A 17,252-nucleotide genomic window follows, 5' to 3' on the forward strand; every position below is an offset into this window, starting at 1 on the left:
CGGGAACCCCGCTGGCCTGTGCCATAGCAGTCAGTATTTTTTCCGCCATCAAATAGCTCGCTAAGAGGGGTATGTATCGAGGGCTGGAACGGGGGAGAACTATTGAGCACTATCTGTACGGTCGCGGTACGTGTGGGCGAACGAATCGACCGACGGCGACCAATCACGTTCTTTAAACTCGTCAGGGACGAACGGAGCGTATGGCAGAACGCGCGTACCGGGAGGAGACGGTGCGACGCTCGACCTCCCCTGTGGCGAGTCGGTGGCGACGGGAAACTCGACATGGGGATGCGCGAGTACGACTGTGACTGTGGCGAATCGCATGCGGTCGTCATGGACGTCCATCCGCCGTCACGGTTCGTCCCCGAGTTCCTCGTGGACATCCTCCGCGAAACCATCGATACGACCGACGAGAACGTCGAATTCGGCACGCTCCACATCATGGGCGTCGTCATGGAGGAATTCCCCGAGGAGGTCGCAAGCGAGGACGTGGCGGAAAACCCCGACCTCGGCTACGCGATGGTCTGGGTGACAGATTTCGACTCGCGTCGTCTTCATGAGGTCGTCGTCGAACTCATCGTCGAACTGATGGAACACGCCGTCAGCCACGCCGAGGACGACGAGGCGATGAGTCAGTTCGAAGCGGACATGCTGAGCTTCGACGTGCCGACCTTCGTCGAACAGTATCGGAAGGAACGCGATTTCTCCGGCCCGCACGACGGACCGGCGTGAGGGGGAACGCTCCGACCGGGGTGGTTGTCTGACTGAAATTTAAGTGCCTGATAGCCGATATGACCACTATGCCACTTCGGGGGAGTGCGTTCGAACGGATTCGGGACGTCGTGACCGAACACGGGACCGGTGAACCGTTGACGGCGCGGGAAATCCTTTGCCTCCTCGACGAGAGCGACGCCCACGAGGAGTTCGAGAGTACACACGAAATCGCCACCGTCCTCGGGCGGCGGGCACAGGCGGGCGACGTGACCGTAATTCGGTCTTCGCCGTATCGATACGAACTCTGAGTACGACGCGAATCCCGGTTGTACACCAAACTACAAGACCCCGGAACGCCCCCTTCGAGTCGATGCTGGACGAGTTGCTCGGGCGCGCGGAGCTGAAAGAGCGAATCGACGACCTCGAAGACGACAAACATCATCTCGAACGGCAGTTGGAAGCCGAACAGGAACGGCGGGCGGAAGCCGTCACCGAACGCCAGAACGCAGAAGAGCGGGTCAACCGCCTCGAAAACCGCATCGTGGAACTCGAAGATCGAGTGGAGCGACTGCAAAGCGACGAGGAATCGGTCGAGTTCCGCGGCACTGAAACGCTCCACGGAGAACGGGTGGACGACGTATTGGACCGACTCGACAGCTTCGAGACGGAACCGGAAGGGGCGTTGACCGCGATGGTGGACGACGACCTTCCCGAAGCGGTGGCCGAGGCGTTCGGGGACCACGGGTCGCTCGTCGCTCGCGCCGCCCCGTGTCTGGCCGTGACCGACGACGCGGGACTCGTCAGCGCGGCGCTCGTCCCGCCGAATCTTCCGGAACCGTTCGTCTCGTGGAGTGACGACTTCGCGTTCGAGTCGTCGTGGTTCCGGCCGGAGGGTCGGTTCGCGTTCGCGCTCGTCCGCTCCGACCTGTTCGCCATCGCCGAGTACGACGGCCGGGACCGCCTGTCGGTCGCGGGATTCGAAAGCGACGTAAAGGGAGACCACTCGAAAGGCGGGTTCTCACAGGCTCGGTTTGAGCGGATTCGTGACGAACAGATTGCCGACCATCTGGAGCGCTGTCGGGAGGAGATAGACGCCCGCGACGCGGAGCGTCTGTACGTCGCCGGCCAGCGAACGCTCCTCTCGGAGTTCCGCGACGATGCCGAGGCGACTAAACCGGTGGACGCGACCGGTAAACCGAGGGAGGCACTCGACGACGCCTTCTACGAGTTCTGGACGACGCGGCTGTTTCGGGTGTGACTCGGCTCAGTCCAGCTTCGCGTGGAACAGCAGGCGGCCGCATTCAGGACACATGCCCGTTTCGACCTCCTTTCGCTCGTTCATGCCGAGCGATCCGAGAAGTCCCTCTCGACGTTCGCTCGTTTTTACGTACGGTTTCCACGCGTCGTTCATGCCGAACTTGACCGGTTCGAGCGAGACGTCGCAGTCGGGACAGCGGTCACGACTCATCATACGAGAACCATTTTCACGAGAAACCGTGGGTGTTCCGTTTTCCTCAACCCCACCGACCCACTGACCCACCGACCCGCCGACTCACGGACTCACCGACGTTCTATCGTCGCTCCGCCCCCGACGGCGGTCGGATAGGCGCGCGCCTCCACGTCGGCGTCGGAGAACGCGTCCAACATCGCGCTCGCAACCGCGCTCTGCCCGTCGTCGTGACAGACGGCGAGGACGCTCGGTCCGGCTCCGCTGACCGCGACGCCCGTCGCACCGGCGTCGAGCGCGGCGGTTCGCACCGCGTCGAAGCCGTCGATGAGCGACGCCCGCGACCCGGTGACCGAACCGTCTTCGAGACCCGTTCCGACGAGTTCCGGGTCGTCACGGAACATCCCCGCGGTGAGCGTCGCGGCGTTCCCGACGGTATCGACCAGTTCGTCGATGTCCACCGACTGGGGAACGACGCGCCTCGCGTCCCGCGTCGAGACGACGATTTCCGGCAGGCAGGCGACGACAGGAATCGACGCCTCGACTTGCGTGATGGCGTCGTCAGTGACCATCGTGAACCCGCCGAGAATCGACGGCGCAACGTTGTCCGCGTGGGCTTCGCCCGAGACGGCGGCCTCGCCCTCCGCCGCGACGCGGACGAGTTCGCGCCGTGTGAGCCCACAGTCGTAGAGTTCGTTCAGGGCGACGGCCGCGGCGGCCGCGCTGGCGGCGGACGACCCGAGTCCCGACGACGGTCGAACCCCCTTGTTGATCCGAATGTGCGCGGGCGTCCCGAGTTCCTCGGCGACGACGCCCGCCGTGTTCTTCGGCGGTTCAGTCGGGATGTACTGTTCCCCAACGCCCGTCACTTCTATCGTCGTCTCCTCCGCTCGTTCGACCCGAACGATGTCGGCGGGACGTTCCAATGCCAATCCGAACACGTCGAACCCACACCCCAGATTGGCACTCGTAGCCGGTGCCCGCACTGTGACCATGCAAAGGCTATCGAAAGCACGGACAAAAACCTTCGCCTCGGGGCGGAATCGGCATCCCCCAAACCCGACAACCGGATGCGATTACTACGTTACCGCGAGAGACGGGTTTAAGCCACCGTGCCACCACCGCACACGCATGCAGGTTGCGATACTGGCGCACGAAAAGTTCCCCGGTCGCGCGAAGACGGCGGTCGGGATTCTACGCTACGCTGACTACGACGTCGCGGCGGTACTCGACCGCGACCGTCCCGGAGAACGCGTCACCGACCACGTACCCGACGTCCAGGACGCGCCGATAGTCGCCGGAATGGACGACGTTGGGGATGTGGACGCGCTCGTCATCGGCATCGCACCCATCGGCGGCGGGTTCAACGAGTCGTGGCGACCGGACGTGGAGAGCGCGCTCGAACGCGGCTGTGACGTGATTTCGGGACTGCACTACTTCCTCGAAGACGACGATGAGTTCGCCCGATTGGCCGAGGCGAACGACTGCGATATTTGGGACGTACGAAAGCCCCGCGACGACCTCACCGTCAGCCAAGGCGTGGCCGACGAGGTGGACGCGGAAGTCATCCTCACCGTCGGAACGGACTGCTCGGTCGGGAAGATGACCGCCACGCTCGAACTCGTGCAGGCGGCCCGCGACCGCGGCGAGAGCGTCGGGTTCATCCCGACTGGACAAACGGGAATCATGATCGACGGATGGGGCAACCCCATCGACCGCGTGGTGAGCGACTTCACCGCGGGGGCCGTCGAGGAGATGATTCTGGAGCGCGGCGACGACTACGACTACCTGTTCGTCGAAGGGCAGGGAAGCATCGTCCACCCGGCCTATTCGGCCGTCACGTGCGGAATCCTCCACGGGTCCATGCCCGATAAACTCGTCCTCTGTCACGAGGCCGGAAAGGAGGTCATCCACGGCTACGAATCCGTCTCCCTGCCCCCGATTTCGGAGTACGTCTCGCTCTACGAGGGACTCGCACGACCGGTGCACGAAACCGAAATCGTCGCCGGAGCCATCAACACGTCCGGCATCGCGGACGACGAGGACGCCCGCGCGGCAATCGCGGAGTACGAATCCGCGCTCGGCGCGCCCGCGGCCGACCTCGTTCGATTCGACGCGGACGCCGTACTGGAGGCGATTCTGTGAGTCTCTCGACCGAGTTCGAGCGCATCTCGCTCCCGCTCGAACACGCCTTCACCATCTCGCGGGGGACGCAGACCGCCGCGGAAAACGTCGTCGTCAAAATCGAGGACGACGACGGGAACGTCGGTATCGGCGGGGCCGCCCCCTCGGAACACTACGGCGAGACGGCGGCGACGGTCGAAGCCGTCATGCCGGACCTCCTCGCCGTCGTCGAACGGGTGGACGACCCACACGCGCTCGCCCGAATCGAACGGGAGATGCGCGAGACGGTGAACCGAAACCCGGCGGCGCGCTGTGCGGTGAGTATCGCGCTGCACGACCTCGTGGCGAAGCGTGCCGGACTGCCGCTGTATCGCTACTGGGGACTCGACGGGCGCGAGACGCTCGAAACGTCGTTCACCATCGGTATCGACCCGACCAACATAATGCGCGAGAAGACGCGCGAGGCAGTCGCGGCCGGGTACGGAACCCTGAAGGTGAAGGTCGGCACCGACCGCGACGAGGAAATCGTCGGCGCGATTCGGGAGGAAGCGCCCGACGCGACGATTCGCGTGGACGCGAATCAGGCGTGGAGTCCGCGCGAGGCGGTGCGGAAAATCGACGCGCTCGCCGACTTCGACGTTGAATTCGTCGAACAGCCCCTCCCCGCCGAGAATCCGGACGGAATGGCCTTCGTCCGCGAACGCGCCGCCCTCCCCATCGCGGCCGACGAGTCCTGCATCACGCTGGAGGACATCCCGAGAATTGCGGGCAAGGCCGACATCGCCAACCTGAAACTGATGAAGTGCGGCGGCCTCCGCGAGGCGATGCGGATGATTCACGCCGCGAACGCCCACGGCTTGGAACTCATGCTCGGGTGCATGGTCGAGAGCAACGCCAGCATCGCGGCGGCGTGTCACCTCGTTCCCCTGCTCGACTACGCGGATTTGGACGGGTCGCTCCTGCTCGCCGAGGACGAGTACGAGGGCGTCCCGATGCCGAACGGCGTCATCGACCTCGAAACGGGACGCGCGGGCACCGGCGTTCGAAAATCGTAGGTCGTCAGCGCTCCAGCGTTCCGACCCGCTCCGCTCGAAAGCCGACCATCTCGTCGTAGCCGTCGGTGGACATCAGGACGGGATAAAAGGGACGATCGGCGCGGAGTTCGTTTCCTGGGCTCCCCGTGTCGTCCGTTCCTCTCTTTCTGGCGAACACCTCGCCCTCCTCGACGCGGACGAAGTTCTCGCCGACGAACTCGTAATCGGTCCCTTCAACGGCGTCGAAGATGCGATACAGTTCGGGGTCCCCGCTTTCCGAGAGCGTGTCGATCGCCCCGGTTTCGCCGAGGAAGTTCCGCAAGACCCGCTCGGCGTTTCGCTCGGCGCGCTCCGTCCCCCGAAGGCCGCACTCGACCGCCACGCCGTCCACGTGGTCGATGAGGCCACCGGCGACGTAGCTGATATCGACGACGCGCGCAACGCCCGTCGCCCGCGCCAACCGTTTCGTCCGGTCGTTTGTCCGCGAGAGGAGCGCGAACGCCTCCGGATGTGACCTCGTGGAGTGCAGGTCGAGAACGCCGCAGTCCCGAATCTCGGGCAGGAGTTCCGCCGCGAGTCGGGACTCGTGGGTGTCCCCCTCGGGGTCGCCGGGAAACGCGCGATTCAGGTCCTCGTCGATGAACCTGACGCCCTCCGCGATGGCCGTCTCGTTGGCGAGGACGAACCGAACCGGCCGAGAGAAGGCGGGCTTCTCCGCCAGCACGCGCTCGATTGCTGTTTTGCCACAGCACTCGTTCCCGTGCAGGCAGGCGACGACGGCGATGTCCGGCGTTCCATCGCCGAGGGTCTGGACGCGCATCGATGGTCATGGCACACACCCACACGACTTGAGACTGTGGGTTTTCACTGCGCGTGCCGCCGTCCGACGTAATTACTTCTTCTTCTCGTGTTCCGTGTCGTGAGTCCGTAGCCGAACTTCTTTGTCCGTTATCTCGTGGATGGCGTCGTGCGGAAGCGGGTAGATGTCCTTCGCCTCGTCTTTCCACCCGAGGAGCATCTTGTACTCGTCGAAGAGGCTGGGGTGCGGGTCCACGTACGCGATACCGTCCCGAACGTCGGTGACGATGCCGACCTTCTGGTCGTCCACGTTGAACACCGGTTTGTCCACGTCCTTCGGTTTCGGTGATTTGCGCATATCCTTTGTTCGACCGACATCACCATCAGCGTATCCGCCGATACGAGGGGTCGAGTTTTCTATCTCGTAATCGATGACTGCATCGAAAATTCCGGCCGCTCGTTTTCGAGGTTTCGCGGAAACCTCGCTGTCCTCTGACCCGCTGGCACACGCGCCACGGCGGTTAGTCAGTAGCGCGCATCCCGGTTTTCGAATGGCGCGCGCTGGCGGGGTGACGAGGATAGCGGTCATCCGAGTCACCTCGCTATAGTTCGCGTGAGGGATGACGGAGGGAGCCAGCGACCGAAGGAATCGGTTGGGGAGGCACGAGGGCGGTGGCGGCGCGGTTTCAGTGACGTCTGTACTTGCAGTCACCACAAACTAACCACGGCATTTGCAGCCGTAGAAAACCAACCGCGGCATTTGCGACCACGGAAAATCAGACACGACTCGTAGCGAACGTGGAGAGGGGTTTCCGGGACTGCTTCTCGGTTATTCCGGCTACTTCTCGCCCGACCCGACCTCGAAAAATCACCTCGACTCGTCACCGTCGCTCGCGCCGTCTCAACACACTTATCTGGCGCGTGGCGCGTACCAAACCGCATGAGCGATATCGTTGTCACGCTCCCGGACGGCGCCGAACTCGACATGGAGGAAGGCGCAACCGTGGAGGACGTGGCGTACGAAATCGGCCCGGGACTAGGCAAGGACACGGTGGCAGGTGTCGTGGACGGCGAACTCGTCGACAAGGCGACGCCGCTGTCCGAGGACTGCCAACTCGTCATCGTCACCGACCAGAGCGACGAGTACCTGAGCGTCCTCCGACACTCCGCGGCCCACGTCTTCGCACAGGCGCTGAAGCGACTCCACCCCGAAGCGAAACTCACCATCGGCCCGTGGACCGACGAGGGCTTCTACTACGACATCGCGGGCGTCGAACTCGACAGCGACGACCTCGCGGAAATCGAGGACGAGGCACACGACATCATCGAGGAGGACCTCGACATCGAGCGCGTCGAGAAATCGCGCGAAGAGGCCTTCGACATGTACGAGGACAACGAGTACAAACAGGACATCCTCGACACCGAAGCGGCCGACGAGGACTCGATTTCCTTCTACGAACAGGGCGAGTTCTCGGACCTGTGTAAGGGACCGCACGTCTCCTCGACGGGCGAAATCGGCGGCTTCACGCTGCTCGAAACCTCCGCGGCCTACTGGCGTGGGGACGAGGAGAACGACACCCTGACCCGCGTCTACGGGACGGCGTTCCCGACCGAGAAGGGCCTCGAACAGTACCTCGAACGCATGGAGGAGGCCGAAGAGCGCGACCACCGCAAACTCGGCAAGGAACTCGACCTGTTCTCCATCGACGAGACGACGGGCCCGGGTCTGCCGCTGTATCACCCCCACGGAAAGACGATTCTCCGCGAACTGTCCGATTACGCGGGCGAACTCAACCGCGGCGCGGGCTACGACGAAGTGGAGACGCCCCACCTGTTCCGCACGGAACTCTGGAAGAAGTCGGGGCACTACGACAACTACGTGGACGACATGTTCCTCCTCGACGTGAACGACGAGGAGTACGGCCTCAAGCCGATGAACTGTCCCGGCCACGCGACCATCTTCGACCAGCACAGTTGGAGTTACCGCGACCTGCCGATTCGCTACTTCGAGAACGGCAAGGTGTATCGCAAGGAACAGCGCGGCGAACTCTCCGGTCTATCGCGCGTCTGGTCGTTCACCATCGACGACGGCCACCTGTTCGTCCGCCCCGACCAAATCGAGCGCGAGATTCGGCAGGTCATGGACCTCATCTTCGAGGTCATCGAGACGTTCGACTTGGACGTGGAAGTCGCGCTCGCCACCCGCCCCGAGAAGTCCGTCGGCAGCGACGAGTTATGGGAGCACGCCGAGGAACAACTCCGCTCCGTCCTCGAATCCACCGGCATCGACTACGACATCGAGGCGGGCGACGGCGCGTTCTACGGCCCCAAAATCGACTTCGGCTTCGAGGACGCCCTCGGGCGCGTCTGGGACGGCCCGACGGTCCAACTCGACTTCAACATGCCCGAGCGCTTCGACCTGACGTACGTCACCGAGGAAAACGAGGAGGAGCGCCCGGTCATGATCCACCGCGCGCTGTACGGTAGCTACGAGCGCTTCTTCATGGTGCTCATCGAGCACTTCGACGGCAAGTTCCCGCTCTGGCTCTCGCCCGAGCAGGTCCGCGTCCTCCCCGTCAGCGACGACAACCTCGGCTACGCCCACCGCGTCGCCAACGAACTCGACGACTTCCGCGTCGAAGTCGAGGACCGCTCGTGGACCGTCGGCCGTAAAATCCAGCAGGCCCACGACGACCGCGTTCCCTATATGATTGTGGTTGGTGGTGACGAAGAGGAAGCGGGCACGATTTCGGTCCGCGACCGTCTGGAGCGTGAAGAGAAGGATGTTTCGTTGGAGGCGTTCCGCGAGCATCTCGAAGAAGAGCGAGACGAGAAGGATACGGGACTCGGGTTCTTGGACTGAGGCGGCTGGACTGCGGTTTTTCTCGTTCTGCCGAAATATTCGGTGGGGGTCGGCTTTTACCAGTATTGACGAATAGAGGAGGCGTATTTAGTATTCTACTTCACGGACTACTGGATTCGTGGTCAGTAGTCACCGGTGACCATATGAATATTCGCTGTTATCTACGAGATAGATGAAACCTGTTCGGTTCGTAACCCTCTGTTTCGTATATAGTGGAATAGTATTGCTGGCGCAGGCCGCTTTCCTCTTTGAGTCTCCTATCGCAATCATCACACAACTCGGCGTTGGCCTCTCCATCTTGGGAACCGGACTCCTTCGATTGTACAATCCCGAGAAATACGAGCGAAAGCCGACGGAGTACGGGCTATTAGCGTATGGAATGGCAATTCTCGCTCTCGTATTAATTGCGCTATTTCTCGTCCAAATAGTCGTCTTCTAAACGGAAGCGCCCACTGTTCGACCTACGTTCGGTATCCAGCACACCACCGCTGACGAATGTCGGGAGAGTTGCCGACTTCGCTCGCTCTTCTCAGTCCAACTCGTCGCTCCGCTTCGTCTCCCGCAGAATGAACGGCCCGATTGAAAGCGTGCGCTTCGCCACCGTCGCAATCCGCAGGATGTACGCCAGCAGGATGATGAACGGGACGATTGCAATCGTCGAAGCCAAACTCACGGTCAGCACGTCGTTGCTGATGCCGAACGTGGACCCCGGAATCGCCTTCGCGTCGAAGTAGATTATCATCGAGATGGTGACGACGAGCGCTGGGACCGCCGTGTACAGCATGGCCCGCGAGAGGTTGACAAGTTCCCACTGGAAGTAGAGCGTTTTGAAATGTTCGCGCGACGGGCCGAAGAAGGTCAGCGATTCGATGATGTCGTCAAACGCCTCGTCCACCTCGTCGGTGAGGGCGTCCGCGTGTTCGTTGCGAATCTTCCGCGCGAGAAATATCTTCCACGAGTAGTTGAAGTTGAGGATGGCAGACAGCACGTCGAACGTTCCGAACTGGGTGTCTTCGAGCGTGTCGCTCACCTCGTCGGCGTTCTCGGAGAGGCCATCGACGTAGCTCCGAATCTCGTCCCGCCCGCCAGTCCGCCCGGCGTCGGCGTCAGTCCGGCCAACGTGCTCGCCGGAACGATGAAGAGCACGAGCACCAGCGGGAGCGGCAGGCCGAGCGCCCGCCCCGCGAAGTACAGCGGCAGAGCGAAGAAAATCCAACCGGTGTACGAGAAGACGAGCGCGAACAGCAGTTCGCGCGGCTCGTTCGCGATTCGTTCGAGGGAATTGTAGAAGCGGTCGATGCGTTTTCGAATCCCCTCGACGGTGATGCGAGACGTGCGAGTCGCAATCGGTGCCGCAAGTCGAATCACGAGGTCCTCGACGCGCTGTCGATACCGCCATCCGACGTATGCAATCGCCGGGACGCCGAACGCCAGCACCACGAGTCCCTGCGCGAGCGTCTTCGCATTGTCGGGGAGCGACGCGCGGATGAGCAGGTAGCTCAGGCCGAGCGCCGCGAAGTTGAAGAACGGCAGGAGGTTGAGCAGGTCCGCCGTCACGACGCTGGCGAGGCTATCCTCGTAACTCGCCTCCGTGTCCCGCGAGAGGATGTAGGCGATGAACGGTTCGCCGCCAGCCTGCCCTAACGGGGTGACGTAGTTGGCGAACGTCGCCGCGAGGTAGGTGACGACGAGGCGTCGAAACTCGACTTGGATATCGAGCACCGCGAGGACGATTTGCCACGCCTTTCCCCACGCGGCGAGGCCGAGAAACGTCGAAAGGCACGCCACCCAGACCCACGTGTAGTCCGCGCCCTCCAAGGTGTCGAGTACCCGCCGCCACCCGGAGGCGACGACGAGCAGGTAGATGAGGATGACCGCGACGACGAACCCCAGCAGTAGCTTGCCGGTCCCCAATCGCTCCGACAGTCCTGCGGACAGCGCCTTCCCGCCGTCCGGAGCCGACTCGTCCGTCACGTTAGTCGATGTAACCGAGGTCTTGGAGTCGGTCCTTGGCGTCGTCGCTCATGTCGCCGAGCACGTCGTCGTCGGAGACCTCCTTCCACTCGCCGCCGACCGTCTCCTCGAACGCGGAGAGGGCGGCTTCGAGTTCGACCTCTTCCTCGGTTCCCTCGCCCGTTACGTCGTTCAACTCGCCGGGGTCGTCGTCCAGTTTGTAGAACTCGTCCTCGATGCGCTCGTTGCGGATGTATTTGGCGTCCGGCCGCCGCGCGGCCCGCATCCGCGAGTAGAAGCGCGAGTTTTCGTCCAGCGTGATGTTCGCGCGCTTCGCCTTCTCCTCCAGTTGTTTCAGTTCGACCACCGGACGGTAGTACTCCACGAACGCACACTCGCCGTCGCCCGGCACGTCCTCGGCGAACGCGCGGTAGTCCGCGTTGAGAAGCGACCGCGCCTCGTCGAGCGGTCGGGTCGAGTTCGATCCGGAGACGCCCGTGTGGTCGAGGACGGTGTGGTACAGGTCGATGAGTTCGACCTGTTCGTCGCTCACGCCGGGGTCCATCTCGGGATGCTTGACCATCAGCGGGACGTTGACGAGCGGGTCGTAGATGCAGAATTCGTGGCCGTACAGGTCGTGTTCGCCGTGCAGTTCGCCGTGGTCCGCACAGACGACGACCATCGTGTCGTCCCACTCGTCGTTCTCCTTGAGCCACGAGAAGAGACGCTGGAGTTGGTCGTCGATGTGGCGGATTTCGGCGTCGTAGAGGCCCTGAATCGCGCCCCATTCCTTGTCGCTGATGTCACGCGCGCCGCAGTTGTACTCCTTCGAGTTCTGGCACACCTTCGTCGAATCGACGTTGGGCGCGAACTCCTCACGGTACTCCTTGGGCGGATGGTACGGCAGGTGGGCGTCCATCAGGTTGATGAACGAGAAGTACGGGCCGTCCGAGTCGTCGATGAACTCGATGGTTTGGTCGATGACCTGCGGCGTCTTCGAGTCCGCACCGTCGCCGCTGGCGAGATACTCGTGAGCCACGTTGCCGAGGCTGACGAGTTTGTCGGCGACCTTCCGAAGCGACTCGTTGTCGTTCATCGTCTTCCACGCCTTCGCCATCGGGCCTGAGAGGAAGTCCCCCGGCATCACTTCGAAGAAGTTGTCTTGGTCGTCGAAGCCGTCCGTCAGGTGCGTGTACGGCGTAATCCACGCGTTAGAGGAGTAACACGCCGTGTCGTATCCAGCGGCGGAGAGGGTCTGTGCAAGCGTCGTCGCCCCCTCAAGATAGGGATTTTCTTGGCTCGCGCCGTGTTCGCTGGGATACATTCCAGTGAACAGGGAAGCATGCACCGGTAAGGTCCAAGGAGCGGGAGAAACCGCTTGCTCGAAGACGGTCGCTTCCTCTGCGAACCGTTCGAGGCCCGGCGTCGTCGGGCGATCGTATCCGTAGACGGAGAGGTGGTCCTTACGCACCGTGTCCATCACAACGAATACGACGTTTTGCGCCGCGGCGTCGTCGTTCGTCATACTGTCGCCTGCTACACCGTCCGGTGGGATAAATATCGTGATTCAGCGCCTGGAATCGGCCGAAAGGTAAAAATACCGGGACTAGAAGGGAGCCTGCGGACCTTCGTCGTCCTCGTCGTCGCCGCTCGATTCGCCGGGGAAGGACGGACTCATGCCGCCGCCCATGCCGCCATCGCCGCCCATACCGGTTTCCGCGATGACTTTGTTGATTTCGGGAATCTCTTTCACCATACGGCTCTTGATGGCCTGAATCGTCATCGGGGAGATGCCACAACCACTGCACGCACCGCCCAGCATGATGGTGACTTCACCGGTTTCGCGGTCGATCTGCTGGATTGCAGCACTCCCGCCGTGCATCTGAATCTGCGGGAAGTTACGGCGCAGGAAGTTGCTGACCCGTTCTTCGAGGTCGTCTCCGTCTTCCTGAGTCTCGGTACTCATGTGTCGGAGTATGGTGCCAGCATCCTTAGGCCTTTCCACTGTCTCACGGTCGAAATCCGGCACGAATCGCCGATGAGTCGTGACTTTTCGGCGATTTCAATGAGGTAGAAAACCGCAAGCGTCGTCAGTTTTCGTCCGGGTCGGTCGGGTCGAATCCGAACACACGTGCCAGTTCGTACTCCAACCGCTCGACGTACACCGAAAGCGTCTCTTCGAGTTTCTCGTCCTCCACGACGACGCTCCGCACGCGGTCGGTCGGGTTCTCGGGGAGTTCGATGCGGAACTCGCCGTTACCCTCGTAGAACGGCTCGCTCTCGTTGAGCACCTCCTGGTCGATGGCGTGGATGAGTTTGGAATCGTACCGCTCGTTCATGTAGCTGAAAGCGTTCTTGTACCCGCGCTGAAGTTCGTTGAAGTAATGGACGTACTTGTCCTCGAACTTCTCGGCATCGAATTCGGCCATGACTGGAACGTGGGGAGGAGGAAGTAAAAATGCGGGCGATTCGAGTGTCACAGTCTCCAAACCGAGAGAGATTATGTCATACGGAACAACGGTCATGGTATGCCGGAAGTCACGCTCATCGACCGCGGTCGCGTTCGCGCCGACACCGCCTACGTCATCGACGGCTATTCGATGGCGAGCGCAGAGAACCCGAACCCCGACCACGAACGCATCGACTTCGTGGTCTGGAACGCCGTCGTCGAGACGGATGCCGGAACGTTCCTCTGGGACACCGGCTGTCCCGAAAACGCCGCGGAGTACTGGCCCGACCCGCTGTACGGCGCGTTCGAAGCCTACGACGCCGAGGAACACGCCCTCGAAGGAGACCTCGCGGATTCCGGATACGAACTCGACGACATCGATGCAGTCGTGATGAGCCACCTCCACCTCGACCACGCCGGACAACTCGGGGCGTTCGAGGGCCGCGACGTCCCCGTCTACGTGCACGAGGAGGAACTGAAGTTCGCCTACTACTCCGCGAAAACCGACGACGGGTCGATAGCCTACCTCGCCTCGGATTTCGACCGCGACCTGAACTGGGAAATCGTCCACCGCGATACGCACACCGTGGCCGACGGGGTCGAACTCCTCCACTTACCGGGACACACTCCCGGCGTGCTCGGCGCGCGAATCGAGACGGACGAGGGGACGCTGCTCATCGCGGGCGACGAAGCCTACGTCGATGCGAACTACGCCGACGAAGTTCCGCTCGGTCCCGGCCTCCTCTGGAGCGAACGCGCGTGGCGCGACAGCCTGTACACGCTGAAGGAACTCGAACGGGTCCACGACGCGGACGTGCTTCACGGCCACGACCTCGAACGATTCGAGGAACTGGCAGCGAAATACTGAACACCGATATCGCGTTCGAAAATCTAGCCGAGTTGCTCGCCGACCAGTTCGTCGGCGTGTTCGATGAATTCTTTTTCTTTCCCTTTCGGAACCGTCGCACCCGCCGCGACGTTGTGGCCGCCGCCGTCGCCGCCGACGGCTTGAGAGGCCGTTTTCATCACGACTGAGAGGTCCAAACCCTTCCGGGTGAGGGCAGGCGTTCCGCGTGCGGAGACTTTGACCTCCTCGTCGTTCTTCTCCGCGAACGCGAGAATGGGGACGTTTCGGTCGATGCCGTTCGCACCCACCGCCATGCCCGCCACGATGCCGACGATGGTTTCGCGCACCCGGTCTTCCGCGTGGAACCACTGGACGTTTTCCTCCTTCGTGACGCCCTCCGATTGGACCCAACTGATGGCCTCCGAGAGGTTTCGTCGGTGATTCTTCAGGAGCGTCCGCGCCCGCTCCAAGGCGGCCTCGCGGTCGCCGAGACAGACCGCGAGACCGACGTCCGCCCGGTCGTAGCGCGCCGTCGCGTTGAGCAAAGTGGAAAACTCGCTCACGTCGCGGAGTTCGGTTCCCTCGGGTTCCGCGGCGAGCGTGTAGGTGGTACCGACCAGTCCCTCGATTTTGCTCGCCGAGACGCCCTTCCGCATCGCGCGCTGGACGAGCGCGCTGGCGACGGTCTGGCGCTCGTCGGCCGTCAAATCGACCCAGCGCCGCCAGTCGCCGTCCTCCTTGAGGTCGATGCCGACGCCATCGAGGAACCGGAGGACGCCGTTCTGGTCGTTCGAGATGCCGGGGATGTACACGTCCGTCGCGTACTCCAGCAGTTTCGGTAGCGGACGCGTCTGCTTGCCGTACAGCGCGAGGTCGGTGCCGGTTTCGACGACGCCCGCGTCGATTCCCTCCTCCACGATACCCGTGTTCGCGCCGACGAGTTCGCCGTCCGAAATCTGCATGTCGCCGACAGCGCCGACGACGGCGAGCGCCGCGAGGTCACGGTTGTCTCCCGCTTCGGGTTCGAGCGCTCGGGCGAGAACGTAACTCGCGCCAGCACCCGAAAGTTCGGACGAGCCGTCGAGACCGAACAGGAGCGGATTGAGATGGAACTCCGTGTCCGCGTCCGCCGGTTGGTGGTGGTCCGCGATGACGGGTTCGAAGTCGCCCGCCGACTCGTGGTCCGCGATGATGTCGAGTTGCCCGCTGCCGAAGTCGGTGAAGAGGACGGTCTCGTGGTCGGTCGCCGCGATTGCCGCGAGCGCCTCGTCGTCGAGCTGTTTGCAGAACACCGTTTCGAACGGGAGTCCCGCGCGTTCGAGGGCGGAGGATGCGATGGCCGCGCTCGTCAGCCCGTCGGCGTCGATGTGCGAGGCGAGCAGTACGTCGTCCGCGTCGCGTAATCGGTCCGCACAGGCCGCCGCACGCGCGCTCAATTCCGGAACTGGGCCGCTCATAGATAGGTCCTTGTCACGGCTTCCGGTTTAAACTTCAGCCTCGTCGCCACCGTCGGTAATGCGTTCGACCGCTTCGCGCGCCAATCGGTCGAAGGAGGCCGTTTCCGGCACAACATCGACGCGGATGTCCAGTTCGCTGGCGGTATCGTGCGTCGGGTCGCCGATGGCACCGACGGTCGCGTCTTCGAGACCGTCCACGGCTTTCGCTCGGATTCCGCGTTCCTCGGCGGCGTCGAGGAAGTGGTGCACGGTGAGCGAGGACGTGAACAGCGCGCCGTCGAGGTCGCCGTCCGCGGCGAGTTCCGCCGAGCGACCCGACCCCTCGGGGCGGACGAGTTCGTACAGCACCGTTTCGTGAACGTCCGCACCGGCGTCCGCGAGACCGTCGGTCAGCACCTCGCTCCCGTGGTCGCTCCGTGCGACTTCGACCGATTTTCCGTCCACGCGGTCGGCGAGGGTTGTAACGAGACCTCGTGAGGAGAACTCATCGGGGACGATATCCACGTCGTAGCCGTACTCGCGGAGCGTCGCGGCGGTGCGCTCGCCGATGGCACAGACGGTCGCATCGCCCGGACTCCATCCGGCCTCGTGTGCGAGTTCGACGCCGGTCTTGCTCGTCAGGACGACGAACTCGGCGTCTCGGGGTGCGTCGTCGGTCGGGCGGACCGCGAGCATCGGGTCGGGAACGGGGTCGGCACCGAGCGATTCGAGTAGGTCCACCGCCTCGTCGAGGCGTTCGTCGTCCGGGCGGAAGACGGCGACCTTCATTCGCTCCCCTCGCGCGCCGCCGCGATGAGGTCGCGGGCACCGCGGTCCGCGAGTTCTTCTGCCACCTTCTTCGCGCCGGTGACGTGCGTTTCGACCGGCACGTCGCGCTTTATCGAGATGACCTCGGAGCCGTCCTGACTGAACACCTGCGCCTCGACGTGGACGTTTTCGCCCTGAATGATGCTGTGAACGCCGATGGGGGCGATACAGCCGCCGTTCAGTTCGCGGAGAATCGTCCGCTCGACGGTCGTTTCGACCCGCGTTCGCGGGTGGTCGAGGACCGTGTGCAGGTCCTGTGCGAGTTCGCCGTCCAACGTCATGACCGCCAGCGCGCCCTGTCCCGGCGCGGGGACGAACTGCTTGGGCGGCAGTTGGTCGTACTCGACGTGATGGGCGAGGCCGCTCCGTTGGAGGCCTGCCTCGGCGAGGACGATGCCGTCGTATTCGGTTTCGATGTCGCGTTCGAGCGCGCGACGTTCGACCTCCGAGAGGTCGTTGAACCACTCGTCGATGGTCTTGTCGTACGGGAACTCGTAGCTGTCTTTCTTCCCGACGTGGCCCTTTCGTTCCTTTTCCTCCTCGGTTCGCTCCTCGTGTTCGGCCTGAAGGACCGGGGCAAGCAGTTTCTCGATTCGCGTATCGACGTTGCCGCGGAGCGGTTCGACGGTGAGGTCGGGGCGGAAGTTCAGCAGTTGGGCCTTCCGTCGAAGGCTGGACGTGCCGACGACGGCACCATCCGGGAGCGCGTCGATGGGCTTTCCGTCCGGCGTCACGAGCACGTCGTTCGCGCTCGCACGC

18 protein-coding genes and 1 pseudogene are annotated in these 17,252 nt (G+C 63.1%); 7 read left to right on the forward strand and 12 right to left on the reverse strand.

All coding sequences use genetic code 11. The annotated features are described in order from the left end of the window. Positions 1-211: 211 nt before the first annotated feature. The 3 genes and pseudogenes from BG842_RS12005 to BG842_RS12015 form a co-directional block, all read left to right on the forward strand. Positions 212-732: pseudogene (locus tag BG842_RS12005) on the forward strand (DUF5815 family protein); the annotation flags it as partial. A gap of 59 nt (positions 733-791) precedes the next feature. Continuing rightward, on the forward strand, positions 792-1,022 hold the full coding sequence (locus BG842_RS12010; RefSeq protein ID WP_007976996.1) for a hypothetical protein: 231 nt from the start codon (positions 792-794) through the stop codon (positions 1,020-1,022). A 62-nt stretch (positions 1,023-1,084) separates the two neighbouring features. Beyond that, a complete protein-coding gene (locus BG842_RS12015) occupies positions 1,085-1,972 on the forward strand; it encodes a Vms1/Ankzf1 family peptidyl-tRNA hydrolase (RefSeq protein WP_069450914.1) in 888 nt (295 codons plus the stop codon). Positions 1,973-1,978: 6 nt separating this feature from the next. Here BG842_RS12015 and BG842_RS12020 read toward each other — a convergent pair whose 3' ends face one another. Together BG842_RS12020 and BG842_RS12025 are read right to left on the reverse strand one after the other, a co-directional pair. Beyond that, positions 1,979-2,185 carry a hypothetical protein gene (locus BG842_RS12020; RefSeq protein WP_007976994.1) on the reverse strand — a complete coding sequence of 69 codons (207 nt, stop codon included), beginning with the start codon at positions 2,183-2,185 and terminating at the stop codon, positions 1,979-1,981. 89 nt (positions 2,186-2,274) lie between these two features. Then, a complete protein-coding gene (locus BG842_RS12025; protein ID WP_069449666.1) occupies positions 2,275-3,156 on the reverse strand; it encodes a homoserine kinase in 882 nt (293 codons plus the stop codon). Positions 3,157-3,292: 136 nt separating this feature from the next. On the opposite strand from BG842_RS12025, the gene BG842_RS12030 reads away from it, so the two are divergent. Continuing rightward, a complete protein-coding gene (locus BG842_RS12030) occupies positions 3,293-4,306 on the forward strand; it encodes a DUF1611 domain-containing protein (protein ID WP_069450915.1) in 1,014 nt (337 codons plus the stop codon). Beyond that, positions 4,303-5,340 carry a dipeptide epimerase gene (locus BG842_RS12035; RefSeq protein WP_069450916.1) on the forward strand — a complete coding sequence of 346 codons (1,038 nt, stop codon included), beginning with the start codon at positions 4,303-4,305 and terminating at the stop codon, positions 5,338-5,340. The genes BG842_RS12030 and BG842_RS12035 overlap by 4 nt, the downstream gene beginning before the upstream one ends. A gap of 4 nt (positions 5,341-5,344) precedes the next feature. Here the strand turns inward: BG842_RS12035 and BG842_RS12040 are convergent, their stop codons facing one another. Continuing rightward, positions 5,345-6,139 (reverse strand): succinylglutamate desuccinylase/aspartoacylase family protein, encoded by a 795-nt coding sequence (locus BG842_RS12040; protein WP_069450917.1) that lies wholly within the window; start codon positions 6,137-6,139, stop codon positions 5,345-5,347. 72 nt (positions 6,140-6,211) lie between these two features. Beyond that, positions 6,212-6,829, reverse strand: coding sequence for a hypothetical protein (locus BG842_RS12045; protein ID WP_254663113.1), 618 nt, complete (start codon positions 6,827-6,829; stop codon positions 6,212-6,214). Between the two features lie 228 nt (positions 6,830-7,057). Between BG842_RS12045 and thrS the strand changes: the two genes are divergently transcribed. Beyond that, a complete protein-coding gene (gene thrS / locus BG842_RS12050) occupies positions 7,058-8,980 on the forward strand; it encodes a threonine--tRNA ligase (RefSeq protein WP_069450919.1) in 1,923 nt (640 codons plus the stop codon). Between the two features lie 529 nt (positions 8,981-9,509). Here the strand turns inward: thrS and BG842_RS12060 are convergent. From BG842_RS12060 to BG842_RS12080, 5 genes are all read right to left on the reverse strand, one after another. Next, on the reverse strand, positions 9,510-10,010 hold the full coding sequence (locus tag BG842_RS12060; protein WP_254663114.1) for a hypothetical protein: 501 nt from the start codon (positions 10,008-10,010) through the stop codon (positions 9,510-9,512). Next, positions 10,007-10,954 carry a lysylphosphatidylglycerol synthase transmembrane domain-containing protein gene (locus BG842_RS12065; protein ID WP_254663115.1) on the reverse strand — a complete coding sequence of 316 codons (948 nt, stop codon included), beginning with the start codon at positions 10,952-10,954 and terminating at the stop codon, positions 10,007-10,009. The genes BG842_RS12060 and BG842_RS12065 overlap by 4 nt, the downstream gene beginning before the upstream one ends. 1 nt (position 10,955) lies before the next feature. Continuing rightward, positions 10,956-12,458, reverse strand: coding sequence for a sulfatase (locus BG842_RS12070; protein ID WP_069450921.1), 1,503 nt, complete (start codon positions 12,456-12,458; stop codon positions 10,956-10,958). A gap of 81 nt (positions 12,459-12,539) precedes the next feature. Further along, entirely contained in the window at positions 12,540-12,899 is a 360-nt protein-coding gene (locus tag BG842_RS12075; protein ID WP_007982247.1) for a NifU family protein, read from the reverse strand. A gap of 124 nt (positions 12,900-13,023) precedes the next feature. Continuing rightward, positions 13,024-13,362: a DUF5783 family protein gene (locus BG842_RS12080; RefSeq protein ID WP_069450922.1), complete on the reverse strand. Its 339-nt coding sequence runs from the start codon at positions 13,360-13,362 to the stop codon at positions 13,024-13,026. Between the two features lie 99 nt (positions 13,363-13,461). Between BG842_RS12080 and BG842_RS12085 the strand changes: the two genes are divergently transcribed. Then, positions 13,462-14,250, forward strand: coding sequence for an N-acyl homoserine lactonase family protein (locus tag BG842_RS12085; RefSeq protein WP_069450923.1), 789 nt, complete (start codon positions 13,462-13,464; stop codon positions 14,248-14,250). A gap of 23 nt (positions 14,251-14,273) precedes the next feature. Here BG842_RS12085 and BG842_RS12090 read toward each other — a convergent pair whose 3' ends face one another. The 3 genes from BG842_RS12090 to BG842_RS12100 all read right to left on the reverse strand — a co-directional run. After that, on the reverse strand, positions 14,274-15,686 hold the full coding sequence (locus BG842_RS12090; protein WP_069450924.1) for a DHH family phosphoesterase: 1,413 nt from the start codon (positions 15,684-15,686) through the stop codon (positions 14,274-14,276). A gap of 27 nt (positions 15,687-15,713) precedes the next feature. Then, the gene (locus BG842_RS12095) at positions 15,714-16,454 is read right to left on the reverse strand and encodes a uroporphyrinogen-III synthase (RefSeq protein WP_069450925.1); all 741 of its coding nucleotides are present in this window, start codon (positions 16,452-16,454) and stop codon (positions 15,714-15,716) included. Continuing rightward, the coding region (locus BG842_RS12100; protein ID WP_069450926.1) for a hydroxymethylbilane synthase at positions 16,451-17,252 on the reverse strand (802 nt) is incomplete at its 5' end. The genes BG842_RS12100 and BG842_RS12095, both read right to left, overlap by 4 nt.

Source organism: Haladaptatus sp. W1 (assembly GCF_001723155.1).
Classification (GTDB): domain Archaea; phylum Halobacteriota; class Halobacteria; order Halobacteriales; family Haladaptataceae; genus Haladaptatus; species Haladaptatus paucihalophilus.